Raw genomic sequence first — 18,646 nt, forward strand, 5'->3', positions numbered from 1 at the left:
GCTGGGCAGGCGATTTTTGGACTGACAACTGACCAATCGCAACGGAAGGGGCGAGTGATGATCCAGGGAAAGACGATCGCGTTCCTGGTCGCTCCCGAGGGAGTCGAGCAGGTCGAGCTGACCGAGCCGTGGAAGGCCGTCGAGCAGGCGGGCGGCACGCCGCGTCTGATCTCCACCAAGCCGGGCCGGATCCAGGCGTACAACCACCTCGACAAGGCCGACACCTTCCCGGTCGACGCGACGGTAGACGACGTGTCCGCCGCGCAGTTCGACGGGCTGGTCCTTCCCGGTGGGGTGGCCAACCCGGACATACTCCGCATGCATCCGAAGGCGGTCGAGTTCGTCGGGGCGTTCTTCGACTCCGCCAAGCCGGTGGCGGCCATCTGCCACGGGCCGTGGACGTTGATCGAGGCGGACGCGGTGCGCGGCCGTACGCTGACGTCGTGGCCGAGCCTCAAGACCGACCTGCGCAACGCCGGGGCGAAGTGGGTCGACCAGGAGGTGATGGTCTGCACGGGCGGCGCCAACGTCATCGTCACCAGCCGCAAGCCTGACGACCTGAAGGCGTTCTGCCAGGCGGCGATCGACGCGTTCGGGTCCTGATCGGCATACGCCTTTCCCGGGCGGAACGACCTCTGCCATGCTTGCCCGCGTCGCGGATCGCCAAGGACCGATCACCAAGGACGGCCGGAGGCTGATCGGACGATCCCCGGAGAGCCGGTTCACTCAGAAACGGTTTGAGAAACGGTTCGCTCAGAAACGGCTCCCGGAGAGACGGCTCGTAAGAAACAGAGCGCGGAGAAGACTGGCATGACCGAGGTGTTCACGCTCGGAGAGGCGCTGGGCGTCGTCTCGGCCGACCGGATCAGGCACGACATGACCGCGCGTCTCGACGTCGAGGGCGCCGAGCTCACGGTGGCGGTGGGGCTGGCGAGGCTCGGTCACACCGTCACCTGGCTCGGCCGGGTCAGCGTCGACGAGCTCGGCGTCCGGACGCTCACCGTGCTGCGGGGCGAGGGAGTCGACGTCTCCCATGTCCGGATCGACGAGACCGCGCCGACCGGCATCGTGATCCGCCAGCGCCGGATCGGCCGCCTGTCGCACGCGGTCCACTACCGGGAGGGCTCCGCGGGGTCGCGCCTTTCCACGGGCGACGTCCCCGCGGAGGCCATCCAGTCGGCGAGAGTTCTGCACGTCACCGGCATCACCCCGGCGCTCAGCGGATACGCCTGGAGCGCCGTCCACCACGCGGTCAAGCTGGCGACAGACGCCGGAGTGCTCGTCTCCGTGGACGTGAACCACCGCCCCCATCTGTGGGAGAGCGTGGAGGAGGCCCGGCAGGCACTGAGCGAGCTGGCCGTCTCGGCCGACATCCTCTTCGCCACCCAGGACGAGTTGCAGCTCGTGGACACGGCGCTTCCGGGGATCCCCGAGCTGGTCGTCACGCGTGGCGCCAAGGGCGCGAGCGCGACCGTCGACGGTCTGCGCTACGACACCCAGGCCGCCCCCGTGACCGCGGTCGATCCCACCGGAGTCGGCGGCGCCTTCGTCGCCGGATATCTCAGCGCGCTCCTCGACGGCCTGCATCCCGCCGACCGGCTGAAGCGCGGCATCTCGCTCGCCGCCTTTTCCGTGGCCGGTCCCAGCTCGTGGCAGGGCCTTCCCACCCGTGCCGAATTGCCGCCGTGATCACGCGTTCCAGGGCTCGCTCCTGACGCGGGCGTTGCCGGGGTCGTAGAGAGGCTCGCGAACGATCTCCGCGCCGACCCCCCGTTGATCCCGATCTCCACGCGGGTGCCGGCCCCTGTGTCCATGGGCAGGTGCGCGTAGGCGATCGAGCCGCGGACGCGGTAGCCGTACCCGCCGCTGGTCACCCGGGAGACCGGCTGTCAGTCCAGCCAAGCCGGGCCAAGGGGTATGGCCACGCCGCATCCGGCCACACCCCCGCCGATCACCACTGCTTGGGCTTCCACGGAGAGTTGTGACGTTGGTACCGTCCCAGCTACCTGAGAAGTCGGCATGAGGTTGCTTGTTTCTGTAACACCCGGCCCAGACAATCGGATCAATGGTCTGAAGGTAGACCAAAAGGAGCCGGGCATGCCAGATGCCGTCAATGACGCGCTGGATCTCGTCGCGGGCCGGGCCGGACGGCCGGTCACCTCGCGCTACGTGAACGACTTCTCCATCTTGATCATTTCCAACCTGGCGTGGACGCTCTGGTTCGCCGTCCACCAGCGGCTGGTCCGCGACCGGGCTCTTCCCCAGCGGCTGGTCCGCGACCGGGCTCTTCCCCAGCGGCTGGTCCGCGACCGGGCTCTTCCCGGCTTCGACCACAGCGCGGAGGCCGCGGACAAGTTCGCGCAGGCCGTTCGCGACATCGAGGATCCGAGCTTCGGCCATCTCATCGACGGCCGGATACCGCCCACGAACTAGAGGAGGCCTGATGGCGCAAGCCCTCGACGACGACGCCCAACGACTTGCCGAGCTCGGTTACAAGCAGGAGCTCTCCCGGACCTGGAGCGGGTTCTCCAATTTCGCGATCTCTTTCTCCATCATCTCGATCCTGGCCGGCTGCTTCACCACCTTCGGCCAGGCGTGGAACAACGGAGGGCCTCTCGCCATCTCCGTGGGCTGGCCGCTGATCTCGGCTTTCATCCTGATCATTGGTTTCTGCATGTCGGAGCTGGTCTCGGCATACCCGACCGCAGGCGGCATCTACTGGTGGGCGGCCAAGCTGGGCAGGCCGATCCACGGCTGGTTCACCGGCTGGCTCAACCTCGTGGGGCTGATCGCGGTCACCGCGTCCGTGGACTACGGCTGCGCCACGTTCCTCAACATCACGATCGGCCGGTTCAGCGACAGCTGGGCCAAGGGCGACGCGCTGCGGCAGACGTTCCTGCTGTTCGCGATCATCCTGGTGCTCCACGCGCTGATCAACATCTACAGCCACCGGCTGATCTCGGTGCTCCAGAACGTCTCCGTCTGGTGGCACGTGTTCGGAGCGGCGGCGGTCGTCCTCATCCTGATCTTCGGACCGTCGAAGCACCAGAGCGTCAGCTTCCTGTTCGAGCGGTTCAACAACTCGGGCTTCGGAGACGGCACCACCTCAGGGCCGACGTTCTGGCTCTACGTCCTGCCGCTGGGCTTCCTGCTCACGCAGTACACGATCACCGGGTTCGACGCGTGCGCGCACGTGTCCGAGGAGACGCACGGCGCCGCCAAGACGGCCGCCAAGGGGCTGTGGCAGTCGATCTTCTACTCCGCGATCGGCGGCTGGATCCTCCTGCTGGCCTTCCTGTTCGCGGCCACGGACGTGGACGCGGTCAACAAGGAGTTCGGCTTCGTCGGGGCCATCTTCACGTCGTCGCTGTCGTCGAGCCTCGCCACGGTGATCTTCGGGATCTCGACCATCGGGCAGTTCTTCTGCGGCATGAGCTGCGTGACGTCGATGTCGCGGATGACCTACGCGTTCTCCCGTGACGGCGCGGTCCCCGGCTGGCGGCTGTGGTCGCGCGTGGACAAGAACCGGACCCCGGTCAACGCCATCATCGGCGGCTGCGCCGTGGCCCTGCTGATCACCCTGCCCGCGCTGTACGCGCCTCCCGGGAGCGCCACCCCCGTGGCGTTCCTCGCGGTGGTGTCCATCGCGGTCATCGGGCTCTACCTCGCGTTCCTCATCCCGATCTGGCTTCGGCTCCGCGCGGGAGACTCGTTCCAGCCGGGGCCGTGGACGCTGGGCGGCAAGTACAAGGTCCTCGGGTGGATCTCCGTGGTGGAGATCGCCATCATCTCGATCTACTTCATCCTGCCCATCGCACCGGCGGGCGTTCCGGGGAACAAGGGCTTCACCTGGACCTCCGTGAACTACGCGCCCATCGCCGTGGGCGCCGTGCTCATCGGCATCGCCCTGTGGTGGGCGCTGTCCGCCAGGCACTGGTTCACCGGCCCGCGCCGCACCGTCGAGGACGCCGAGGCCGCCGAGCCCGTCGCCTGACCCTCCCCGACCCGTCCCGGCTGTCCCTGTCTGTCCCTGTCTGTCCCCGACTGTCCCGTACGGCCCGCCCCGCCCGGAGCGGGCCGTACGGCTGAGCGGGAACGGATCAGGAGGCTTCGAACGCGCGGGCGACGGTGACGCGGGTCTCGTCCATGGAGGCCTCGCCCAGCTCACGCGCCACGGAGGTCATGTCCACGTCGGGCATCCCGCAGGGGATGGCGAGGTCCCACGGCGTGAGGTCGCCGTCGACGTTGAGCGCGAAGCCGTGGCTGGTGACCGACCGGCTGGACCGCATGCCGATCGACACGATCTTGCGGGCCGTGTCGCGGGTCCAGACGCCGGTGAGCAGCTCCGACCCTGGCGGGGTGTCACGCCTCTCCGCCGGGACGCCCAGCTCGCCCAGCGCCTCGACAAGCCGCAACTCGACCTCGCGGATGTAGTCGACGACGCCTTCGCCGGCACGGAGCTTCACGATGAGGTAGCCCACGAGCTGCCCGGGGCCGTGGTAGGTGAGCTGCCCGCCCCGGCCGGTCGTGACGACCGGGATGCCGGCCGAGGGGTCGGGCAGGTGCGCCGCCAGCGTGCGCTTGCCGACGGTGAAGACCGAGGGATGGCTGAGCAGCCAGAGCGTGTCCGGCCGCTCGTCGTCCTGCCGTTCCTGGACCAGCGCCTCCATACGTTCCATGGCCTTGTCGTAGTCGACCAGCTCGTCCTGGATGAGTGCCAGCGGCCTTGCCTGCATATTCATGTCACCTCTTCCTTTGCGAGCATAGAGCGCCGCTCCGGAACCCACGCGCCCGGCTCCGCCCAGACCCCGCCCCGAAGGCTCCGCCCAGACCCCGCCCCGAAGGCCCGGCTGGACGGCAGCCGGGCGGCCTCAGCGGTAGCCCGCTCCGACCGGGGCCTTGGGCACCGCGATCCACATGATGAGGTAGATGACGAACTGCGGGCCGGGCAGCAGGCAGGAGAGCAGGAACAGCAGCCTCACGGCGGTCGGCGTCATGCCGTAGCGCTCCGCGATCCCTCCGCAGACACCGGCGATGATCTTGTGCTGTCTCGATCGGTACATCGGCGAACCCCCTTCGTCATGCGGTTCAACTGTCATACGGTTCAACGAACCGCTCAGGAGACCCCGTTCCGCAGGAGACCCTGAGAAAACCCTGACTCGGGATCAGGCGGCTCAGCGCCAGAGGTCGCAGGAGCTGTACGCGGCGGCGCAGGGATCCATGACCACGTTCCCGCGGATGAAGGCGATCCACAGCCGGTGCCCGGCGACGGCCAGGCGGGCGCGGAAGCCGTCGAGGAGCAGCAGCCAGGCCAGCCAGCCCGCCGCCAGGACCGCCCAGTAGGAGATCAGCCGGTAGAGGAGCACCACGGCCGCCGCCGCGCCGCCCGTGACTCCCGCCGCGATCAACGTGCCGGCCAGACCGAGCTCTGTGACGCCGAGCCCTCCGGGGATGAGGGCCGGAACCGCGGCGGCCTTCGCGGCGACGTAGGCGAGCAGCACCGTGTGCGGCCCGATCGTCACCCCGGCCGCCGCGCACACCGCCGCCAGGCACGCCACGTCCAGCAGCCAGTTGGCGAGCGCGAGGCCGATCAGCGCCAGCCGGTCGCGTCCGGCGAGCCTGATCGCGCCCCTGGCGGCCCGCAGTTGGTCGAACGTCCCGGGGCTGCGCCGTCGCAGCCAGTCACGCAGCCCCCGGGGGCGCAGCACGACGGCGGCCGAGGCGGTCACGGCGAGCGCGGCGAGGGCCAGCACGGTGGGCACCCTGGTGGAGGGCTGGCCCAGCAGGGCAATCAGGCAGAGCACGCAGAACGTGGCCGTCGAGTAGACGCCACTCAGCACGAGCGTGGCCGCGGTCAGCGGCTTCGCCGCCCCGAGCCGGGCGAACTGGCGCGTGGCGTAGGCGATCGACAGCACCGGCCCCGCCGGAAGCGAGTTGGACACGGCGTTGCGCGCGTAGGTGAGCGCCACGGCCCGATGAACCGTCAGGTGTGCTCCGCCCAGCGTGAGGAGGCGGCGGGTCAGCCGGGCGAAGGTCGCCATGGACATGGCCTCCGCCACCACGGCGACGCCGAGCCAGCCGGGGCGGAGGCCCGTCATGGAACGCGAGAGCTCGTCGCCGTCGGGGATCTTGTCCTTGAGGACGAACAGCGCCAGCCCGGCCGCGCCGAGCACCAGTGCCCATCTCAACGGGCGAGACATGGGGACTCCTTGTCTTCTGTGCGGTCCCGCCGGTGGTGACCGGCCGGACCGCGTTCCACGGGAATGGTGACTCCCGAGGCGGGGGTGGGGCGATGCCGGATCTGCGGCAATTGCCCCATCCGAGATTGCCAGGTTCCGGAAATCGGCCGGCAAGCGCCCCCACCCTGGAACCTGATCTCCGCCTGCATCCGCGTATAGGGTGTAATCACACCCCCTATGGAGATTCACATGGATATCTCGAACCTTCAGGCGCAGACTCGGCTCATCCTGCGTCAGAAGATCACCATGATGGTGAACCGGTACGTCGTCCATGTGGCCCAGCCCGACGACTCGGAAGGGCCGACCGTCGCGTTCGCCGAGCAGAAGCGGCTGGCCTTCAAGGAGCAGGTGACGCTCTACACGGACGAGTCACGGCAGCAGGCACTCTCCGGGTTCAAGGCCCGCAAGGTCATCGACCTCGGGAGCGGGTACGACGTGGTGGACCACACCGGCGCGCCCATCGGCATGTTCCGCAAGGACTTCGGCCAGTCGCTGCTGCGCTCGACGTGGCACCTCCAGCAGCCCGGCCTGCCGACCCTGACCGGCCAGGAGCGCAACTTCGCCGTCGCGCTGCTGCGCCGCTTCGCCGACTCGTTGTCGTGGCTGCCCTACCACTTCGACTTCAGTGTGGGCGCCTCCATCGCCTTCTCCGTGGACCGCCGGTGGGGCCTGCGGGACCGGTACGTCATCGACATCCACGACCCCCGCCTCGACCGCCGGCTCGTCATCGCCATGGCCGTGGCCCTCGACGCCCTCCAATCCCGCTGACCTCGGCCGATGCCCATCTCCGTACGGCATGCCGTACGTCGGGGAATCGAGAGGGGACGCCCCCTGTTACAGTTGACGGAAGTCGCCGATGCGAAGCAGTGGCCCATAGAGCCTATGGAGCGGCCTCGCGTCGTCTGTTACATTGACGATAGATCGCATGGTTCTGGCCCCATCTGCGGCCCATGCGCTCCCCCTCGGCGTGATCATGCACGAACTCCTGGAGTAGCCGTCTGAGCTGCTCACATGGTCGCCGTGATCTGGCACAAGTTCCTTGGTGCCGGCGTTGACCTGCGAAAGCCCCGTTCGTGATCACGCGCCGCCCTCTCATCTGGCGGCTCCGGGAGCAACGCGTCGGACTCCTCCTCCATGTCGGCGCCCACCGCACCGCCGAGGAGGCTCCACGCGACCTACGTCGCGACACTCTCACGCCGCCGCCCGGTCGCCCCTCCCATGGAACCTGGGCCGGCATCCCAACTCAAAAGGAAACGATCATGACAACTACCCTCACCGCCGCTCCGCGGTCCCGCGTGGACGGCGGCAAAACCGGGTCCGGCCGTACGGCCGAGCGGCCCGCGAAACCCGTGTCCAGCACGGGCGTCCTCGACGTCACGGCGAAGAACGCCGTCCTCCGCGCCCGCGGATACCTGCCGGGGCCGAACGACGTCGTCGTCCCGCTCACTCTGGTGCGCGACCACGGCCTGCGCTCCGGCGATGTCGTCTACGGCACGTCCCAGGGAGGCAGGCTGACCGCTGTCGACACGGTGAACGGCCTCCCTCCGGGGCGGCCCCGTCCCGACTTCGCCGACCTCGTCCCCTTCCATCCCGACGAACGGCTCCGCCTCGAAACCTCGCCCGGAGTGCTCGCCACCCGCGTGATCGACCTGCTGGCGCCGATCGGGAAGGGGCAGCGCGGCCTGATCGTGGCGCCGCCCAAGGCAGGCAAGACCCTGCTCCTCAAGGCGATCGCCAACGCGATCACCACCAACCACCCCGAATGCCATCTCATGGTCGTGCTCGTCGACGAGCGGCCCGAAGAGGTCACCGACATGCGGGAATCCGTCAAGGCCGAGGTCATCGCCTCGACGTTCGACCGGCCCGCCCAGGAGCACATCGCCGCCACGGAGCTCGCCGTCGAGCGGGCCAAGCGCCTCGTCGAGCTCGGCTACGACGTGGTCATACTCATCGACTCGATCACCCGGCTCGCCCGCGCGTACAACATGGCCGCCCCCAACGGCGGGCGCATCCTGACCGGCGGCCTCGACGCGCGAGCCGTACACCCGCCGAAGCGCGTGCTGGGCGCGGCCCGCAACGTGCTGGACGGGGGCTCGCTCACGATTCTCGCGACCGCGCTCATCGACACCGGCTCGAAGATGGACGACTACCTCTTCGAGGAGTTCAAGAGCACCGGCAACATGGAGCTGCGGCTCAGCCGGAGCCTCGCCGAGAAGCGGGTCTTCCCCGCTGTCGACGTCACCGGATCGGGCACCCGGCGGGAGGAGCTCATGCTCGACGCCGCCGAGCTGCCCCTCGTCTGGAAGCTCCGCAAGGCGCTGCACAACCAGGAGTCGTTCGAGCCGTTCCTGGCCACGATGAAGAACACCGGCTCGAACGCCGAGCTGCTCCTCACCCTTCGGAACGCCTGAGCTCCCTGGCATGATCGCCCCTATGAGCCAGTGGCGCGTCCTCATCGAGGAGAACATCGGCATCGGGGACCGCAAGGAATGGCGGATCTCCGACATCTACGAGGTCAAGGGCGAGCGCGAAGAGGCGCGCTCCATCGCGAGGGAGCTGGCCGTTCGGCACACGCCCAAGCACCCGGCCCTCCCGCAGGAGCGGGCGGTGTACCGGATCAACGACGACATGTGGCTGACATTGATCATCGGTCTCACGGCGCGCTCCCACTACCGCGTCACAGTCGCCGAGCTCCTCCTCCGCGACTGACCCCCGCCCCCACCCACCTTCAGCGTGATCATGCACAAAGTCCCGATCATAGCCGCCGGCCAGGGCCCACTCCTTCCGTGATCATGCACGGGTTCCCCGTCATGGCGGCGGCCTGCGGCAACGTCCGGGTGATCATGCAGTTCCGCACCCCGCATGATCACGGGCGGCGTAAACCCAGGTAGCGAGGGACATGCCGGAACCTGCGCATGATCACGACGCGGGTTTGCGCAGGACACGCAGTCACGCGGGGAACCTGTGCATGATCACGACGCGGGTTTGCGCAGGTCAGGAAGGCCCCGCGGGAATCTGTGCATGATCACGGCGACTAGGTGCCGATGGGGTGCCAGACGGTTTTGGTTTCGAGGAATGCCGTCATGCGGCCGGTTCCCGGGTCCGCCAGCCAGTCGACCTTGGCCGCGGGCGGCCGGAGGACGCGCTTGAGGTTCTCGGCGGCGAGTTCCTCGCACGTGACCGCCAGCTCCGCGTCGGCGCCCGTGAGGTCGATCGCGTTGACGTCCATGTGGCCCGCCAGCCACGGGGCGATCTCCGCGGCCGAGCCGGTGAGGATGTTCACCACGCCGCCCGGCAGGTCGGACGTGGCGAGCACCTCGGCCAGCGTGATCGACGGCAGCGGCGCCCGCTCCGACGCGACCACCACGCACGTGTTGCCCGTGACGATCACGGGAGCGATCACGCTGACGAGCCCGAGCAGCGGGCCCATCGGCGGAGCGACGACGGCCACCACACCGGTCGGCTCGGGGCTCGAGAGGTTGAAGTACGGCCCGGCGACCGGGTTGGCTGAGCCCTGGATCGCGCCGATCTTGTCCGACCACCCGGCGTACCACACGAGCCGGTCGACGGCCGCGTCCACCAGCTCGGCCGCCTTCTTCGCCGAGACGCCGTCGGCGTCCACCACCTCGGCGACGAACTGGGCCCGGCGACCCTCCAGCATCTCCGCGACGCGGTAGAGGATCTGGCCCCTGTTGTACGCGGTGGCGCCCGACCAGCCCGGGAACGCCTTGCGGGCGGCGGACACGGCGTCCCTCGCGTCCTTGCGGGACGCCTTGGACGCGTTCGCCAGGAACTCACCCTTTGAGGAGGTCACCACATAGGACCTTCCGCTCTCCGATCGCGGGAACGCGCCGCCGATGAACAGCTTGTACGTCTTCCGCACGGCCAGACGCTCCATTGCCTGGGCGGCCACACGCTCACTCATCGAAGGATCCAATCTGGAGTGGCCGGGCCGGCCGGTAGGTCTGGCCGCACCGGCAGACTCCGCCCCGGTGGGCGAACCAGCCATGCCGTACGGCGAAGCGCTTCGAACGCTGGGCACGCGTGTAGCCGTAACCCGCGCCGGCCCTGGCCCGGCGGACGAGGCGACGGCGGCGTCTGTCGTCACACTGCAAGGTACGCCTCCAGACCGTGCCGCCCGCCCTCACGGCCATAGCCGGACTCCTTGTAGCCGCCGAAGGGCGACGTGGGGTCGAAGCGGTTGAACGTGTTGGACCAGACGACGCCGGCCCGGAGCCGGGACGCCATCCACAGCATGCGCGACCCCTTCTCCGTCCAGACACCGGCCGACAGCCCGTACGGCGTGTTGTTGGCCTTCTCCACGGCCTCGGCGGGAGTGCGGAACGTCAGCACGGACAGGACCGGGCCGAAGATCTCCTCCCTGGCGATGCGGTGCGACTGCGCGACACCGGTGAAGATGGTGGGCGGGAACCAGTACCCCTTGTCGGGGATCGGACACGCCGGAGACCACCGCTCGGCCCCCTCCGACACACCCGCCTCCGACAACTCGCGGATCTTGGCGAGCTGGGCGGCCGAGTTGATCGCGCCGATGTCGGTGTTCTTGTCCAGCGGGTCGCCGAGCCTCAGCGTGGAGAGCCGCCGCTTGAGCGCGTCCAGCAACTCCTCGGCGACCGACTCCTGGACGAGCAGCCGGGAGCCCGCGCAGCAGACGTGGCCCTGGTTGAAGAAGATGCCGTTGACGATGCCCTCGACCGCCTGGTCCAGGGCCGCGTCGTCGAAGACGATGTTCGCGGCCTTGCCGCCGAGCTCCAGGGTGACCTTCTTCCTGGATCCGGCGACGCTCCGGGCGATCTGGCGGCCGACCTCGGTGGAGCCGGTGAAGGCCACCTTGTCGATGTCGGGGTGGCGGACGAGCGCCGCACCCGTCTCGCCCGCCCCAGTCACGATATTGACGACGCCGGGCGGCAAATCGGCCTGCTGGCAGATCTCCGCGAACGCCAGCGCCGTCAGCGGCGTGGTCTCGGCGGGCTTCAGCACCACCGTGTTACCGCAGGCCAGCGCGGGAGCGATCTTCCAAGCCAGCATGAGCAGAGGGAAGTTCCACGGGATGACCTGCCCGGCGACGCCCAGCGGCTTGGGGTCGGGGCCGAACCCGGCGTAGGACAGCTTGTCCGCCCAGCCCGCGTAATAGAAAAAGTGCGCCGCGACCAGCGGCAGGTCCACGTCGCGCGACTCGCGGATCGGCTTGCCGTTGTCGAGCGACTCCAGGACGGCCAGCTCACGGGCACGTTCCTGGATGATCCGGGCGATCCGGAAGATGTACTTGGCCCGCTCGGATCCCGGCATGACCGACCAGACGGCGAACGCCTTCCTGGCGGCCTGCACGGCCCGGTCCACGTCGGCCTCGCCCGCCCAGGCGACCTCGGCCAGAGCCTCCTCGCTCGCCGGGTTGACGGTCTTGTGCCGCTCCTCGGCGAGCGGCTCGGCCCACTCGCCGTTGATGAACAGGCCGTACGACGGCTTGATGTCGACGATGTCCCGCGACTCCGGCGCGGGTGCGTACTCGAACATGGTCGCCGCCTCAGTCCAGGGTGAAGTAGTCGGGACCGGCATACCGGCCGGTGGCCATCTTCTGGCGCTGCATCAGCAGGTCGTTGAGGAGCGACGACGCGCCGAGCCTGAACCAGTCCGGGTCGAGCCAGTCGGGCCCGGCCGTCTCGTTGACCAGCACCAGATACTTGATCGCGTCCTTGGTCGTCCGGATGCCGCCCGCCGGCTTCACCCCGACCTTCCGGCCCGTGGCCGACAGGAAGTCGCGGACGGCCTCCAGCATGATCAGCGTCACGGGTAGCGTCGCGGCCGGCGACACCTTGCCGGTCGAGGTCTTGATGAAGTCGGCTCCCGCGATCATCGCCAGCCAGGACGCCCGGCGCACGTTGTCGTACGTCGCCAGCTCGCCCGTCTCCAGGATCACCTTCAGATGCGACTGCCCACAGGCGGCCTTGACCGCCGCGATCTCCTCGAAGACCTTGACGTGGTCACCGGCGAGGAACGCGCCGCGGTCGATCACCATGTCGATCTCGGCCGCCCCGGCGGCCACCGCGAGCGCGGTCTCGGTGACCTTCACCTCCAGCGACGAGCGGCCGCTCGGGAAGGCCGTGGCCACCGACGCCACCTTCACCCCCGAACCAGCAAGGGCCTGTACGGCTGTCGCGACCAGGTCGGGGTACACGCAGACCGCCGCTACGGCGGGGACGGAGGGGTCCATGGGGTCTGGCTGCATGGCCTTGGCGCACATCGCCCGGACCTTGCCGGGGGTGTCCGCGCCTTCGAGCGTCGTGAGGTCCACCATGCTGATGGCCAGGTCGATGGCCTGTTTCTTGGCCGTGGTCTTGATGGATCGCGTCGCCAGCATCGCGGCTCTGGCGTCCGCGCCGACCCGGTCCACGCCGGGAAGGCCATGCAGGAACGCCCGTAGCGTCGAGGCGGAAGAGGCGACCTCCGCAAGCGGAGTAGTCATAGTTGACACCGGTCCAGCATCGCTGACCGGTCCGATTGATTCCAAACTGGCCGCAGCCGAGGTGCTGCCGCTTTCTTTGGCAGTTCTGCCCGAAGCGATGGCCGCCACCCCATCTAAGGCGGCCATACGCACGTCTTAGGCGACCTACGCCCAAGGTTCCGCCGGAGATAAGGCATCCGCCCGATGTGTCGGCAGGGGTCTTAGACCGAACCTTGAGTGTGTAAGGGAAGGGACGAACGAGGAGACACCGAAATGGGTCCCGAACTGCACTACCAGATCGTCATCAACCGCGCCGCCGAGCTTCAGGAGGAGGCCGCCAGCCACCGCCGGGCCCGCGAGGCCGTAGCCGGCCGGAAGGCTCACCGCACCGGGCAGCGGCGGCTGCGCGCGGTGTTCGGCAAGCCCCGCACCTCATGAAGCGCGTTCGAATGCCCGGCCGGAGCCTCCCTCCCGGCCGGGCTTTCCAGCCGCCCTGACCGCAGCCCTGACCCGCCGGCCCCACGATCGGCCCTCACCCCGCCGCTCCGCAGGCCGTACCAGCCGCCCATGCCGGCACACGCGAGCCCGGGCCGGCACACGCGAGCCCATGCCGGGACATGCGAGCCCATGCCGGCACACGCGAGCCCGGCCGGACACGCCGCGACGTCCATTCGGGGGCACGTCGCGCGCCGTGTTCACGGCAGGCACAACCTCCCGCGATACCGGCACAATCCCGACACACCGTTCACCGACCGATAAATCACGCGAAGCCATACAGAGGGCATGACATGCTTTACGACATGACGCGCCGGGCTGTGAGCCCCGTCTTCGTCGGGCGGGATGCGGAACTGGAGACTTTGGACGAGGCGTTCGGCCAGGCCCGCAAGCAGGCAGCGGCGGCGGTGCTGGTCGGCGGCGAGGCGGGGGTCGGCAAGACCCGGCTGACGAGCCGGTTCGCCGAGCGGGCGAACCAGGACGGCGCTCACGTGCTCATCGGAGGGTGCGTCGAGCTTTCCACCGAGGGCCTGGCCTACGCCCCCTTCACGGCGGCGCTGCGCCAGCTCGTCAGGGAGACGAGCGCCGTGCAGGTGGCCGCCCTCCTCCCCGAGGGCGCCGCCCGCGAGCTCGCCCGGCTGCTTCCCGAGTTCGGCGAGCCCAGTGGCGACGGCGAGACCGAGTCCGCCCGCGCCCGGCTGTTCGAGCTGATCCTCGCCCTGCTGGAACGGCTGGCCGAGCGGCGGCCCGTGGTCCTCGTCATCGAGGACATCCACTGGGCCGACCGGTCGAGCCGCGACCTCATCGCCTTCCTGAGCCGCAATCTCAGGACCGCTCCCGTGCTCATGGTCATGACCTACCGGTCCGACGAACTGCACCGCACCCACCCCCTCCGGCCGGTGCTGGCCGAGCTGAGCCGGGTGGACGGCGTCATCCGGCTTGATCTGCCCCGGTTCACCCAGGAGGAGGTCGCCGCGCAGATGGCCGGCATCCTGGGCGTCACGCCGGAGTTCGCCCGGGTCGACAAGGTCTTCGAGCGCAGCGGCGGCATCCCGCTGTTCGTCGAGGCGCTGCTCGACTGCGGGAACGACGGCTCGTTCCCCGAGTCACTCCACGACCTCATCATCGGCTCGGTCGAGCGGCTGCCCGAGGAGACCCAGCGGGCGCTGCGCACCGCCGCCGCGGGAGGGGTCAGGGTCGGGCACGACCTGCTCGCGGCGGTCAGCGGCCTGTCGGACGTCGATCTCGAAGACGCGTTGCGGCCCGCCATCGCGACGAACGTCCTCCAGGTGGCCGACGGCCGGGCCTACGCGTTCCGGCACGCTCTGATCCGCGAGGCCGTACACGACGAGCTGTTGCCGGGCGAGCACGCGCGGATGCACGCGCGCTACGCGGAGGAGATCGACCGGGACCGGACGCTCGTCCCGCCCGGCCGGGCGGCCATAGAGATAGCGCACCACTGGCACTCGGCGCGCAACGACCTGTGGGCGCTCATCTCGGCCTGGGAGGCGGCGGAGAAGGCGGTCCACGCGTACGCCTACACCGAGCAGATCCAGCTCCTCGAACGCGTGCTGACCCTGTGGAACAAGGTCCCCGACGCTGCCGAGCGCATCGGCGTGGACCACGTCACGGTCCTGGAGCGTGCCTCCGAGGCGGCGTACGTCACCGACGAGATGGACCGCAGCATGAAGTTCGTGAAGGGCGCGCTGGCCGAACTCGACGAGACCACCTCGCCCGAGCGCGTGGCCGCGCTCATGGTGCGGATGGCCAACATCAAGGTCCAGAAGGGCAAGCCGGGCGCCCTCGACGACCTCCGGCACGCCGAGCGGCTCGTCCCCACGCCCAGCGACACGCGGGCCCTCGTGCTCGGGCGGCTCGGCACGCTGCTGATGGTGGCCGACCACGTGATCGAGGGGACCGCGGTGACCCAGGAGGCGCTGCGCATCGCCCGCGAGAGGGGCGACGAGTGCCAGGAGGCCGATCTGCTTATCAACCTGGCGCTCGGGCACTCCATATCGGGAGACCTGGAGCGGACGTTCTCCACGAACGAGCGCGCTCTGGCGATCGGCACCCGCCTGAAGTCCGCCCGGGTCGTCCTCCGGGCGCTGGCGAACAACGTCGACTCGCTCGACAACCTGGGCCGCTCCGAGGAGGCGGTGGCGCTCGCCATCGAGGGCGAGAAGCTCGCACGGGAATACGGCAGGTACCGCCATCAGGGAGTCTTCATCGCCAACAACCGGGCGGAGGCGCTGGAGTCCCTGGGCCGCTGGGACGAGGCGATCGAGGTCGTCCAGCGTGCCATGAGCATGGGTCCGTCCCTGCGGAACCGGTGGCATCTCCTGCGGGTCAGGGGCGACATCGCCATCGCGAGGGGCGAGGAGGACGTCGCCCAGGACATCCTCGCCGAGGTGGGCGCCTTCGCCCGCCAGCCCGAGGAGTGGGCCCAGGAGTGGACGAGCAACACCCGGCTCCTCCTGGCCTGGCATCTCCTCCGGGGCGAGCCGCTGAAGTCGCTCGAGGTGGCCGAAGGGGCGCTGACCAACCCCCCGCTGTCGAAGAAGGCCATGCTGGGCTGGCGGCTGCTCGCCGCGATCCGGATGGCCTGTGACGCCGCCGCGTCCATCGAGCCCGACAGGGTCGCCACCCTGCGGGCCAGGGGTGACGCACTCGCGGTCGACATGTACGGCGGCGGACCGGTGAGCGAGGCCTTCCGCCTCGTCTACGAGGGCGACTTCGACGCGGCGGCCGAGCGGTGGAAGGCGCTCGGGCGTCCCTACGTCCATAGCAAGGCGTTGCTGCACGCGGCCACCTCCGCCGCCGCGTCCGGCGACCGCGACGGCGTGGCCGTACGGCTCCGCGAGGCGTATCCGCTCGCCGTCGATCTCCGGGCGGTCCCTCTGGCCACCCAGATCGAGACCCTGGCCCGCCGCGTCGGCATCGCCCTCTCCGGTTCCGTACGGCACTCCCATTCCGTACGGCACGGCGCCCTGGACGAGCATGCCGCGCTGACCCCGCGTGAGCTTGAGGTGCTGCGGCTCGTGGCGGCCGGGCTGAGCAACCGGGACATCGCGGGCGAGCTGTTCATCTCGGCCAAGACGGTGAGCGTCCACGTGTCGAACATCCTGCCCAAGCTGGGCGTCTCCACCCGAGGGGAAGCGGCGGCCGCCGCGCACCGCCTCGCCCTCCTCGGCTAGCTCATCTGAGCAACGGCTCGGCCAGCAGGAGGACGCCGAAGACGGCGAACGCGGCGGCCGCGCCGTACCTGATCCACTTCTCGGGCAGGTGCGCGCCGAGCAGGCGGCCGACGAGGATGGCGAGGGCGTCGGCGGCGACCATGCCCACCGTCGAGCCGATCCACGTGCCGAACCAGCCGTGCTGGGTGGCCAGCGTGATCGTCGCCAGCATGGTCTTGTCGCCGAGCTCGCTGAGGAAGAACGCGACCGTGACGGCGACGAACGCGTTGCGCGTCGTCCTGGCCGCCTTGCCAGACTCCTCGTCGCTCAGCTCGTCGCCGCGGAGCGTCCACGCGGCGAAGCCGAGGAACGCGATTCCCGCGGCGATCGAGATCGCGGTGGTGGGGAGGGCGTCGCCGATGAGGCCGCCGAGCCCCACGCTCACGAGGTGGACGACCGCCGTCGCGAGCGTGATCCCGGTGAGCACGGGTAACGGCTTGAACCGGGTCGCGAAGGTCATGGCCATGAGCTGGCTCTTGTCGCCGAGCTCGGCTACGAAGATCACGGCAAGGGATATCCAGAACGCCTGCACGGGGTCGCCTTTCCTGGTGCGCGCGACCGGGCCGCCGTTCCGCACCCGGGGAGCTCGGGCACGACCTCGGCCCGGCAGCATGAATCGCATGCCTGTCGGGCCGAAGGTCTCGTCCGCCACGAGGGCCCCACGACCGGGCCTTGAGGAGCCAGGAAAGGCTCAGGCCAGTATGTCGATCAGTGGATTTTGGACTACTCCCCTTCGGGTGTTTCCGTCACAGTCTAACGGCCCCCACCCCGCCCCCCATTCCCCGTGATCATGCACAGGTTCCCGTATAGCGCTCCGACGTGCCCAAACACCGACCGTGATCATGCGCGGCTTCCGGCATGGCGCCCCCGACGTGCCCAAACACCGACCGTGATCATGCGCGAGTTCCCTGAGCAGTGGTCCAGCCTGCGGAAACGCCAATAATGATCATGCAATTCGCGTCGAATACCTACCGCCGCGCATGATCAGGGCAAGGCTCCGGCGGGGCGGCCTGGATTTCAGGGAAGGCGTGCACGATCGCGACCGGCGGTTGCGCTGGCAGCTCAGGAGTCAGGGAAGGTATGCATGATCACGACCGGCGGTTGCGCTGGGAGCTCAGGAGTCGGGGAAGGTATGCATGATCACGCGGGGTTTGGGGGTCAGAGGGAGATCCCCACCATGATCGGCTCGTTCACGAGCAGCACGCCGAACTTCTTCTCGACCCCGTCGCGGACCTCCCGCGCCAGCGCCAGCAACTCGGTGGCGCTCGCCTCGCCCGAGGGGTTGGTCAGGGCCAGCGTGTGCTTGGTGGAGATCCGCACCGCGCCCCGCTCGTAGCCCTTCGGGAAGCCGGCGTTCTCGATCAGCCAGGCCGCCGGCACCTTGACCGAGCCGCCGGGCATGTCCCACCGGGGGTACGCCGGCGCCCGCAGCTCCAGACCGGCGGCCTCCTCGGCGCTCAGGATCGGGTTCGTGAAGAACGACCCCGCGCTGCGGGTGTCCGGATCGTCCGGGTCGAGGACCATGCCCTTGCCCCGCCGCAGCTCCAGCACGGCCTCCCGCACGTCGCCCAGCGGCGCCCGCTCCCCTAGCTCCACACCCAGCGCGGCGGCCAACTCCTTGTACGCGACGGGACCCGACAGCTCCGACCGCTCCAACTCATAGGACACCGCCAGCACCACGTGGCGGCCCGGGTCCTCCTTGAACGCGCTGTTCCGGTAGGCGAACCCGCACTCGGCGGCCGTGAGGTCGCTGGTCTCCCCGGTCATGCGGTCGTAGACGCGGACCCCCGTGATCGTCTGCGAGACGTCCTGCCCGTACGCGCCGACGTTCTGGATGGGCGTGGACCCCACGAGCCCTGGGATGCCCGACAGGCACTCGACCCCCGACCAGCCCTCGGCCACGCACCGGGCGACCAGGGCGTCCCAGTCCTCCCCCGCCTGGGCGGTCACCACCACACGGCCGTCCTCGCCGGAGACCTCGACTCCCGGGCTGGAGACGTGGACCACCAAGCCGTCGAAGCCGTCGTCGGACACCACGAGGTTGCTGCCGCCGCCGAGGACCAGGACCGGCTCCCCGTCGCGATCCGCCTCCGCGACGATCTCGACGAGCTCACCCTGCGAACGGGCTTCGGCGAAGGCGCGGGCCGGGCCGCCCAGCCGCAACGTCGTGTACGGCCCGAGCCGTACTTCTGACAACCGGTCAGCCATGCGTTTCCTCA

General features: G+C 69.4%; 17 protein-coding genes and 1 pseudogene. 9 read left to right on the forward strand and 9 right to left on the reverse strand.

All coding sequences use genetic code 11. The features are described 5' to 3' along the window. Positions 1-57: 57 nt before the first annotated feature. Both N5079_RS16975 and N5079_RS16980 read left to right on the forward strand, forming a co-directional pair. Entirely contained in the window at positions 58-603 is a 546-nt protein-coding gene (locus N5079_RS16975; RefSeq protein WP_261584812.1) for a type 1 glutamine amidotransferase domain-containing protein, read from the forward strand. A gap of 207 nt (positions 604-810) precedes the next feature. Continuing rightward, complete coding sequence (locus N5079_RS16980) at positions 811-1,689, forward strand: sugar kinase (RefSeq protein WP_261584813.1); 879 nt, start codon at positions 811-813, stop codon at positions 1,687-1,689. Positions 1,690-1,775: 86 nt separating this feature from the next. Here the strand turns inward: N5079_RS16980 and N5079_RS16985 are convergent. Beyond that, positions 1,776-1,877, reverse strand: a pseudogene (locus N5079_RS16985) (glycine cleavage T C-terminal barrel domain-containing protein); the annotation flags it as partial. Between the two features lie 220 nt (positions 1,878-2,097). Between N5079_RS16985 and N5079_RS16990 the strand changes: the two are divergent. After that, on the forward strand, positions 2,098-2,433 hold the full coding sequence (locus N5079_RS16990) for a hypothetical protein (protein WP_261584814.1): 336 nt from the start codon (positions 2,098-2,100) through the stop codon (positions 2,431-2,433). A 10-nt stretch (positions 2,434-2,443) separates the two neighbouring features. Then, a complete protein-coding gene (locus N5079_RS16995; RefSeq protein ID WP_261584815.1) occupies positions 2,444-3,994 on the forward strand; it encodes an amino acid permease in 1,551 nt (516 codons plus the stop codon). Between the two features lie 106 nt (positions 3,995-4,100). Here N5079_RS16995 and lipB read toward each other — a convergent pair whose 3' ends face one another. From lipB to N5079_RS17010, 3 genes are all read right to left on the reverse strand, one after another. After that, positions 4,101-4,742 carry a lipoyl(octanoyl) transferase LipB gene (lipB, locus tag N5079_RS17000; protein WP_261584816.1) on the reverse strand — a complete coding sequence of 214 codons (642 nt, stop codon included), beginning with the start codon at positions 4,740-4,742 and terminating at the stop codon, positions 4,101-4,103. Positions 4,743-4,871: 129 nt separating this feature from the next. Next, positions 4,872-5,063, reverse strand: coding sequence for a PspC domain-containing protein (locus N5079_RS17005; protein WP_261584817.1), 192 nt, complete (start codon positions 5,061-5,063; stop codon positions 4,872-4,874). A gap of 111 nt (positions 5,064-5,174) precedes the next feature. After that, positions 5,175-6,200, reverse strand: a complete 1,026-nt coding sequence (locus tag N5079_RS17010; RefSeq protein WP_261584818.1) for a YbhN family protein — start codon at positions 6,198-6,200, stop codon at positions 5,175-5,177. A gap of 228 nt (positions 6,201-6,428) precedes the next feature. Here N5079_RS17010 and N5079_RS17015 point away from each other — a divergent pair, with 228 nt between their 5' ends. The 3 genes from N5079_RS17015 (at position 6,429) to N5079_RS17025 (ending at position 8,948) form a co-directional block, all read left to right on the forward strand. Continuing rightward, positions 6,429-7,007 (forward strand): hypothetical protein, encoded by a 579-nt coding sequence (locus N5079_RS17015; RefSeq protein ID WP_261584819.1) that lies wholly within the window; start codon positions 6,429-6,431, stop codon positions 7,005-7,007. Between the two features lie 491 nt (positions 7,008-7,498). Then, a complete protein-coding gene (rho, locus tag N5079_RS17020) occupies positions 7,499-8,650 on the forward strand; it encodes a transcription termination factor Rho (protein ID WP_410007798.1) in 1,152 nt (383 codons plus the stop codon). 22 nt (positions 8,651-8,672) lie between these two features. Then, on the forward strand, positions 8,673-8,948 hold the full coding sequence (locus tag N5079_RS17025) for a hypothetical protein (RefSeq protein WP_261584820.1): 276 nt from the start codon (positions 8,673-8,675) through the stop codon (positions 8,946-8,948). Between the two features lie 325 nt (positions 8,949-9,273). Here N5079_RS17025 and N5079_RS17030 read toward each other — a convergent pair whose 3' ends face one another. The 3 genes from N5079_RS17030 to deoC form a co-directional block, all read right to left on the reverse strand. Continuing rightward, the gene (locus N5079_RS17030; protein ID WP_261584821.1) at positions 9,274-10,164 is read right to left on the reverse strand and encodes an aldehyde dehydrogenase family protein; all 891 of its coding nucleotides are present in this window, start codon (positions 10,162-10,164) and stop codon (positions 9,274-9,276) included. A gap of 179 nt (positions 10,165-10,343) precedes the next feature. Then, positions 10,344-11,771: an aldehyde dehydrogenase family protein gene (locus tag N5079_RS17035; protein WP_261584822.1), complete on the reverse strand. Its 1,428-nt coding sequence runs from the start codon at positions 11,769-11,771 to the stop codon at positions 10,344-10,346. Between the two features lie 10 nt (positions 11,772-11,781). After that, a complete protein-coding gene (gene deoC / locus N5079_RS17040) occupies positions 11,782-12,720 on the reverse strand; it encodes a deoxyribose-phosphate aldolase (RefSeq protein WP_261584823.1) in 939 nt (312 codons plus the stop codon). Between the two features lie 252 nt (positions 12,721-12,972). On the opposite strand from deoC, the gene N5079_RS17045 reads away from it, so the two are divergent. Further along, entirely contained in the window at positions 12,973-13,137 is a 165-nt protein-coding gene (locus N5079_RS17045) for a hypothetical protein (RefSeq protein WP_261584824.1), read from the forward strand. 362 nt (positions 13,138-13,499) lie between these two features. Next, positions 13,500-16,388 (forward strand): ATP-binding protein, encoded by a 2,889-nt coding sequence (locus N5079_RS35365; RefSeq protein ID WP_315967855.1) that lies wholly within the window; start codon positions 13,500-13,502, stop codon positions 16,386-16,388. A gap of 1 nt (position 16,389) precedes the next feature. On the opposite strand, the gene N5079_RS17060 is transcribed toward N5079_RS35365, so the two are convergent. Then, the gene (locus N5079_RS17060) at positions 16,390-16,959 is read right to left on the reverse strand and encodes a TMEM165/GDT1 family protein (RefSeq protein ID WP_261585076.1); all 570 of its coding nucleotides are present in this window, start codon (positions 16,957-16,959) and stop codon (positions 16,390-16,392) included. A gap of 626 nt (positions 16,960-17,585) precedes the next feature. Next, entirely contained in the window at positions 17,586-18,635 is a 1,050-nt protein-coding gene (locus N5079_RS17065) for a UDP-N-acetylmuramate dehydrogenase (RefSeq protein WP_261584825.1), read from the reverse strand. Between the last annotated feature and the right edge of the window lie 11 nt (positions 18,636-18,646).

This window comes from Planotetraspora sp. A-T 1434 (genome assembly GCF_025420585.1).
Classification (GTDB): Bacteria; Actinomycetota; Actinomycetes; order Streptosporangiales; family Streptosporangiaceae; genus JAOEGB01.

Excerpts from the sequence above, each read along its gene's own strand:
- N5079_RS16975 (WP_261584812.1), top strand. The coding sequence starts at position 58 with ATGATCCAGGGAAAGACGATCGCGTTCCTGGTCGCTCCCGAGGGAGTC.
- N5079_RS16980 (WP_261584813.1), top strand. The coding sequence starts at position 811 with ATGACCGAGGTGTTCACGCTCGGAGAGGCGCTGGGCGTCGTCTCGGCC.
- N5079_RS16990 (WP_261584814.1), top strand. The coding sequence starts at position 2,098 with ATGCCAGATGCCGTCAATGACGCGCTGGATCTCGTCGCGGGCCGGGCC.
- N5079_RS16995 (WP_261584815.1), top strand. The coding sequence starts at position 2,444 with ATGGCGCAAGCCCTCGACGACGACGCCCAACGACTTGCCGAGCTCGGT.
- lipB (WP_261584816.1), bottom strand. The coding sequence starts at position 4,742 with ATGAATATGCAGGCAAGGCCGCTGGCACTCATCCAGGACGAGCTGGTC.
- N5079_RS17005 (WP_261584817.1), bottom strand. The coding sequence starts at position 5,063 with ATGTACCGATCGAGACAGCACAAGATCATCGCCGGTGTCTGCGGAGGG.
- N5079_RS17010 (WP_261584818.1), bottom strand. The coding sequence starts at position 6,200 with ATGTCTCGCCCGTTGAGATGGGCACTGGTGCTCGGCGCGGCCGGGCTG.
- N5079_RS17015 (WP_261584819.1), top strand. The coding sequence starts at position 6,429 with ATGGATATCTCGAACCTTCAGGCGCAGACTCGGCTCATCCTGCGTCAG.
- rho (WP_410007798.1), top strand. The coding sequence starts at position 7,499 with ATGACAACTACCCTCACCGCCGCTCCGCGGTCCCGCGTGGACGGCGGC.
- N5079_RS17025 (WP_261584820.1), top strand. The coding sequence starts at position 8,673 with ATGAGCCAGTGGCGCGTCCTCATCGAGGAGAACATCGGCATCGGGGAC.
- N5079_RS17030 (WP_261584821.1), bottom strand. The coding sequence starts at position 10,164 with ATGAGTGAGCGTGTGGCCGCCCAGGCAATGGAGCGTCTGGCCGTGCGG.
- N5079_RS17035 (WP_261584822.1), bottom strand. The coding sequence starts at position 11,771 with ATGTTCGAGTACGCACCCGCGCCGGAGTCGCGGGACATCGTCGACATC.
- deoC (WP_261584823.1), bottom strand. The coding sequence starts at position 12,720 with ATGACTACTCCGCTTGCGGAGGTCGCCTCTTCCGCCTCGACGCTACGG.
- N5079_RS17045 (WP_261584824.1), top strand. The coding sequence starts at position 12,973 with ATGGGTCCCGAACTGCACTACCAGATCGTCATCAACCGCGCCGCCGAG.
- N5079_RS35365 (WP_315967855.1), top strand. The coding sequence starts at position 13,500 with ATGACGCGCCGGGCTGTGAGCCCCGTCTTCGTCGGGCGGGATGCGGAA.
- N5079_RS17065 (WP_261584825.1), bottom strand. The coding sequence starts at position 18,635 with ATGGCTGACCGGTTGTCAGAAGTACGGCTCGGGCCGTACACGACGTTG.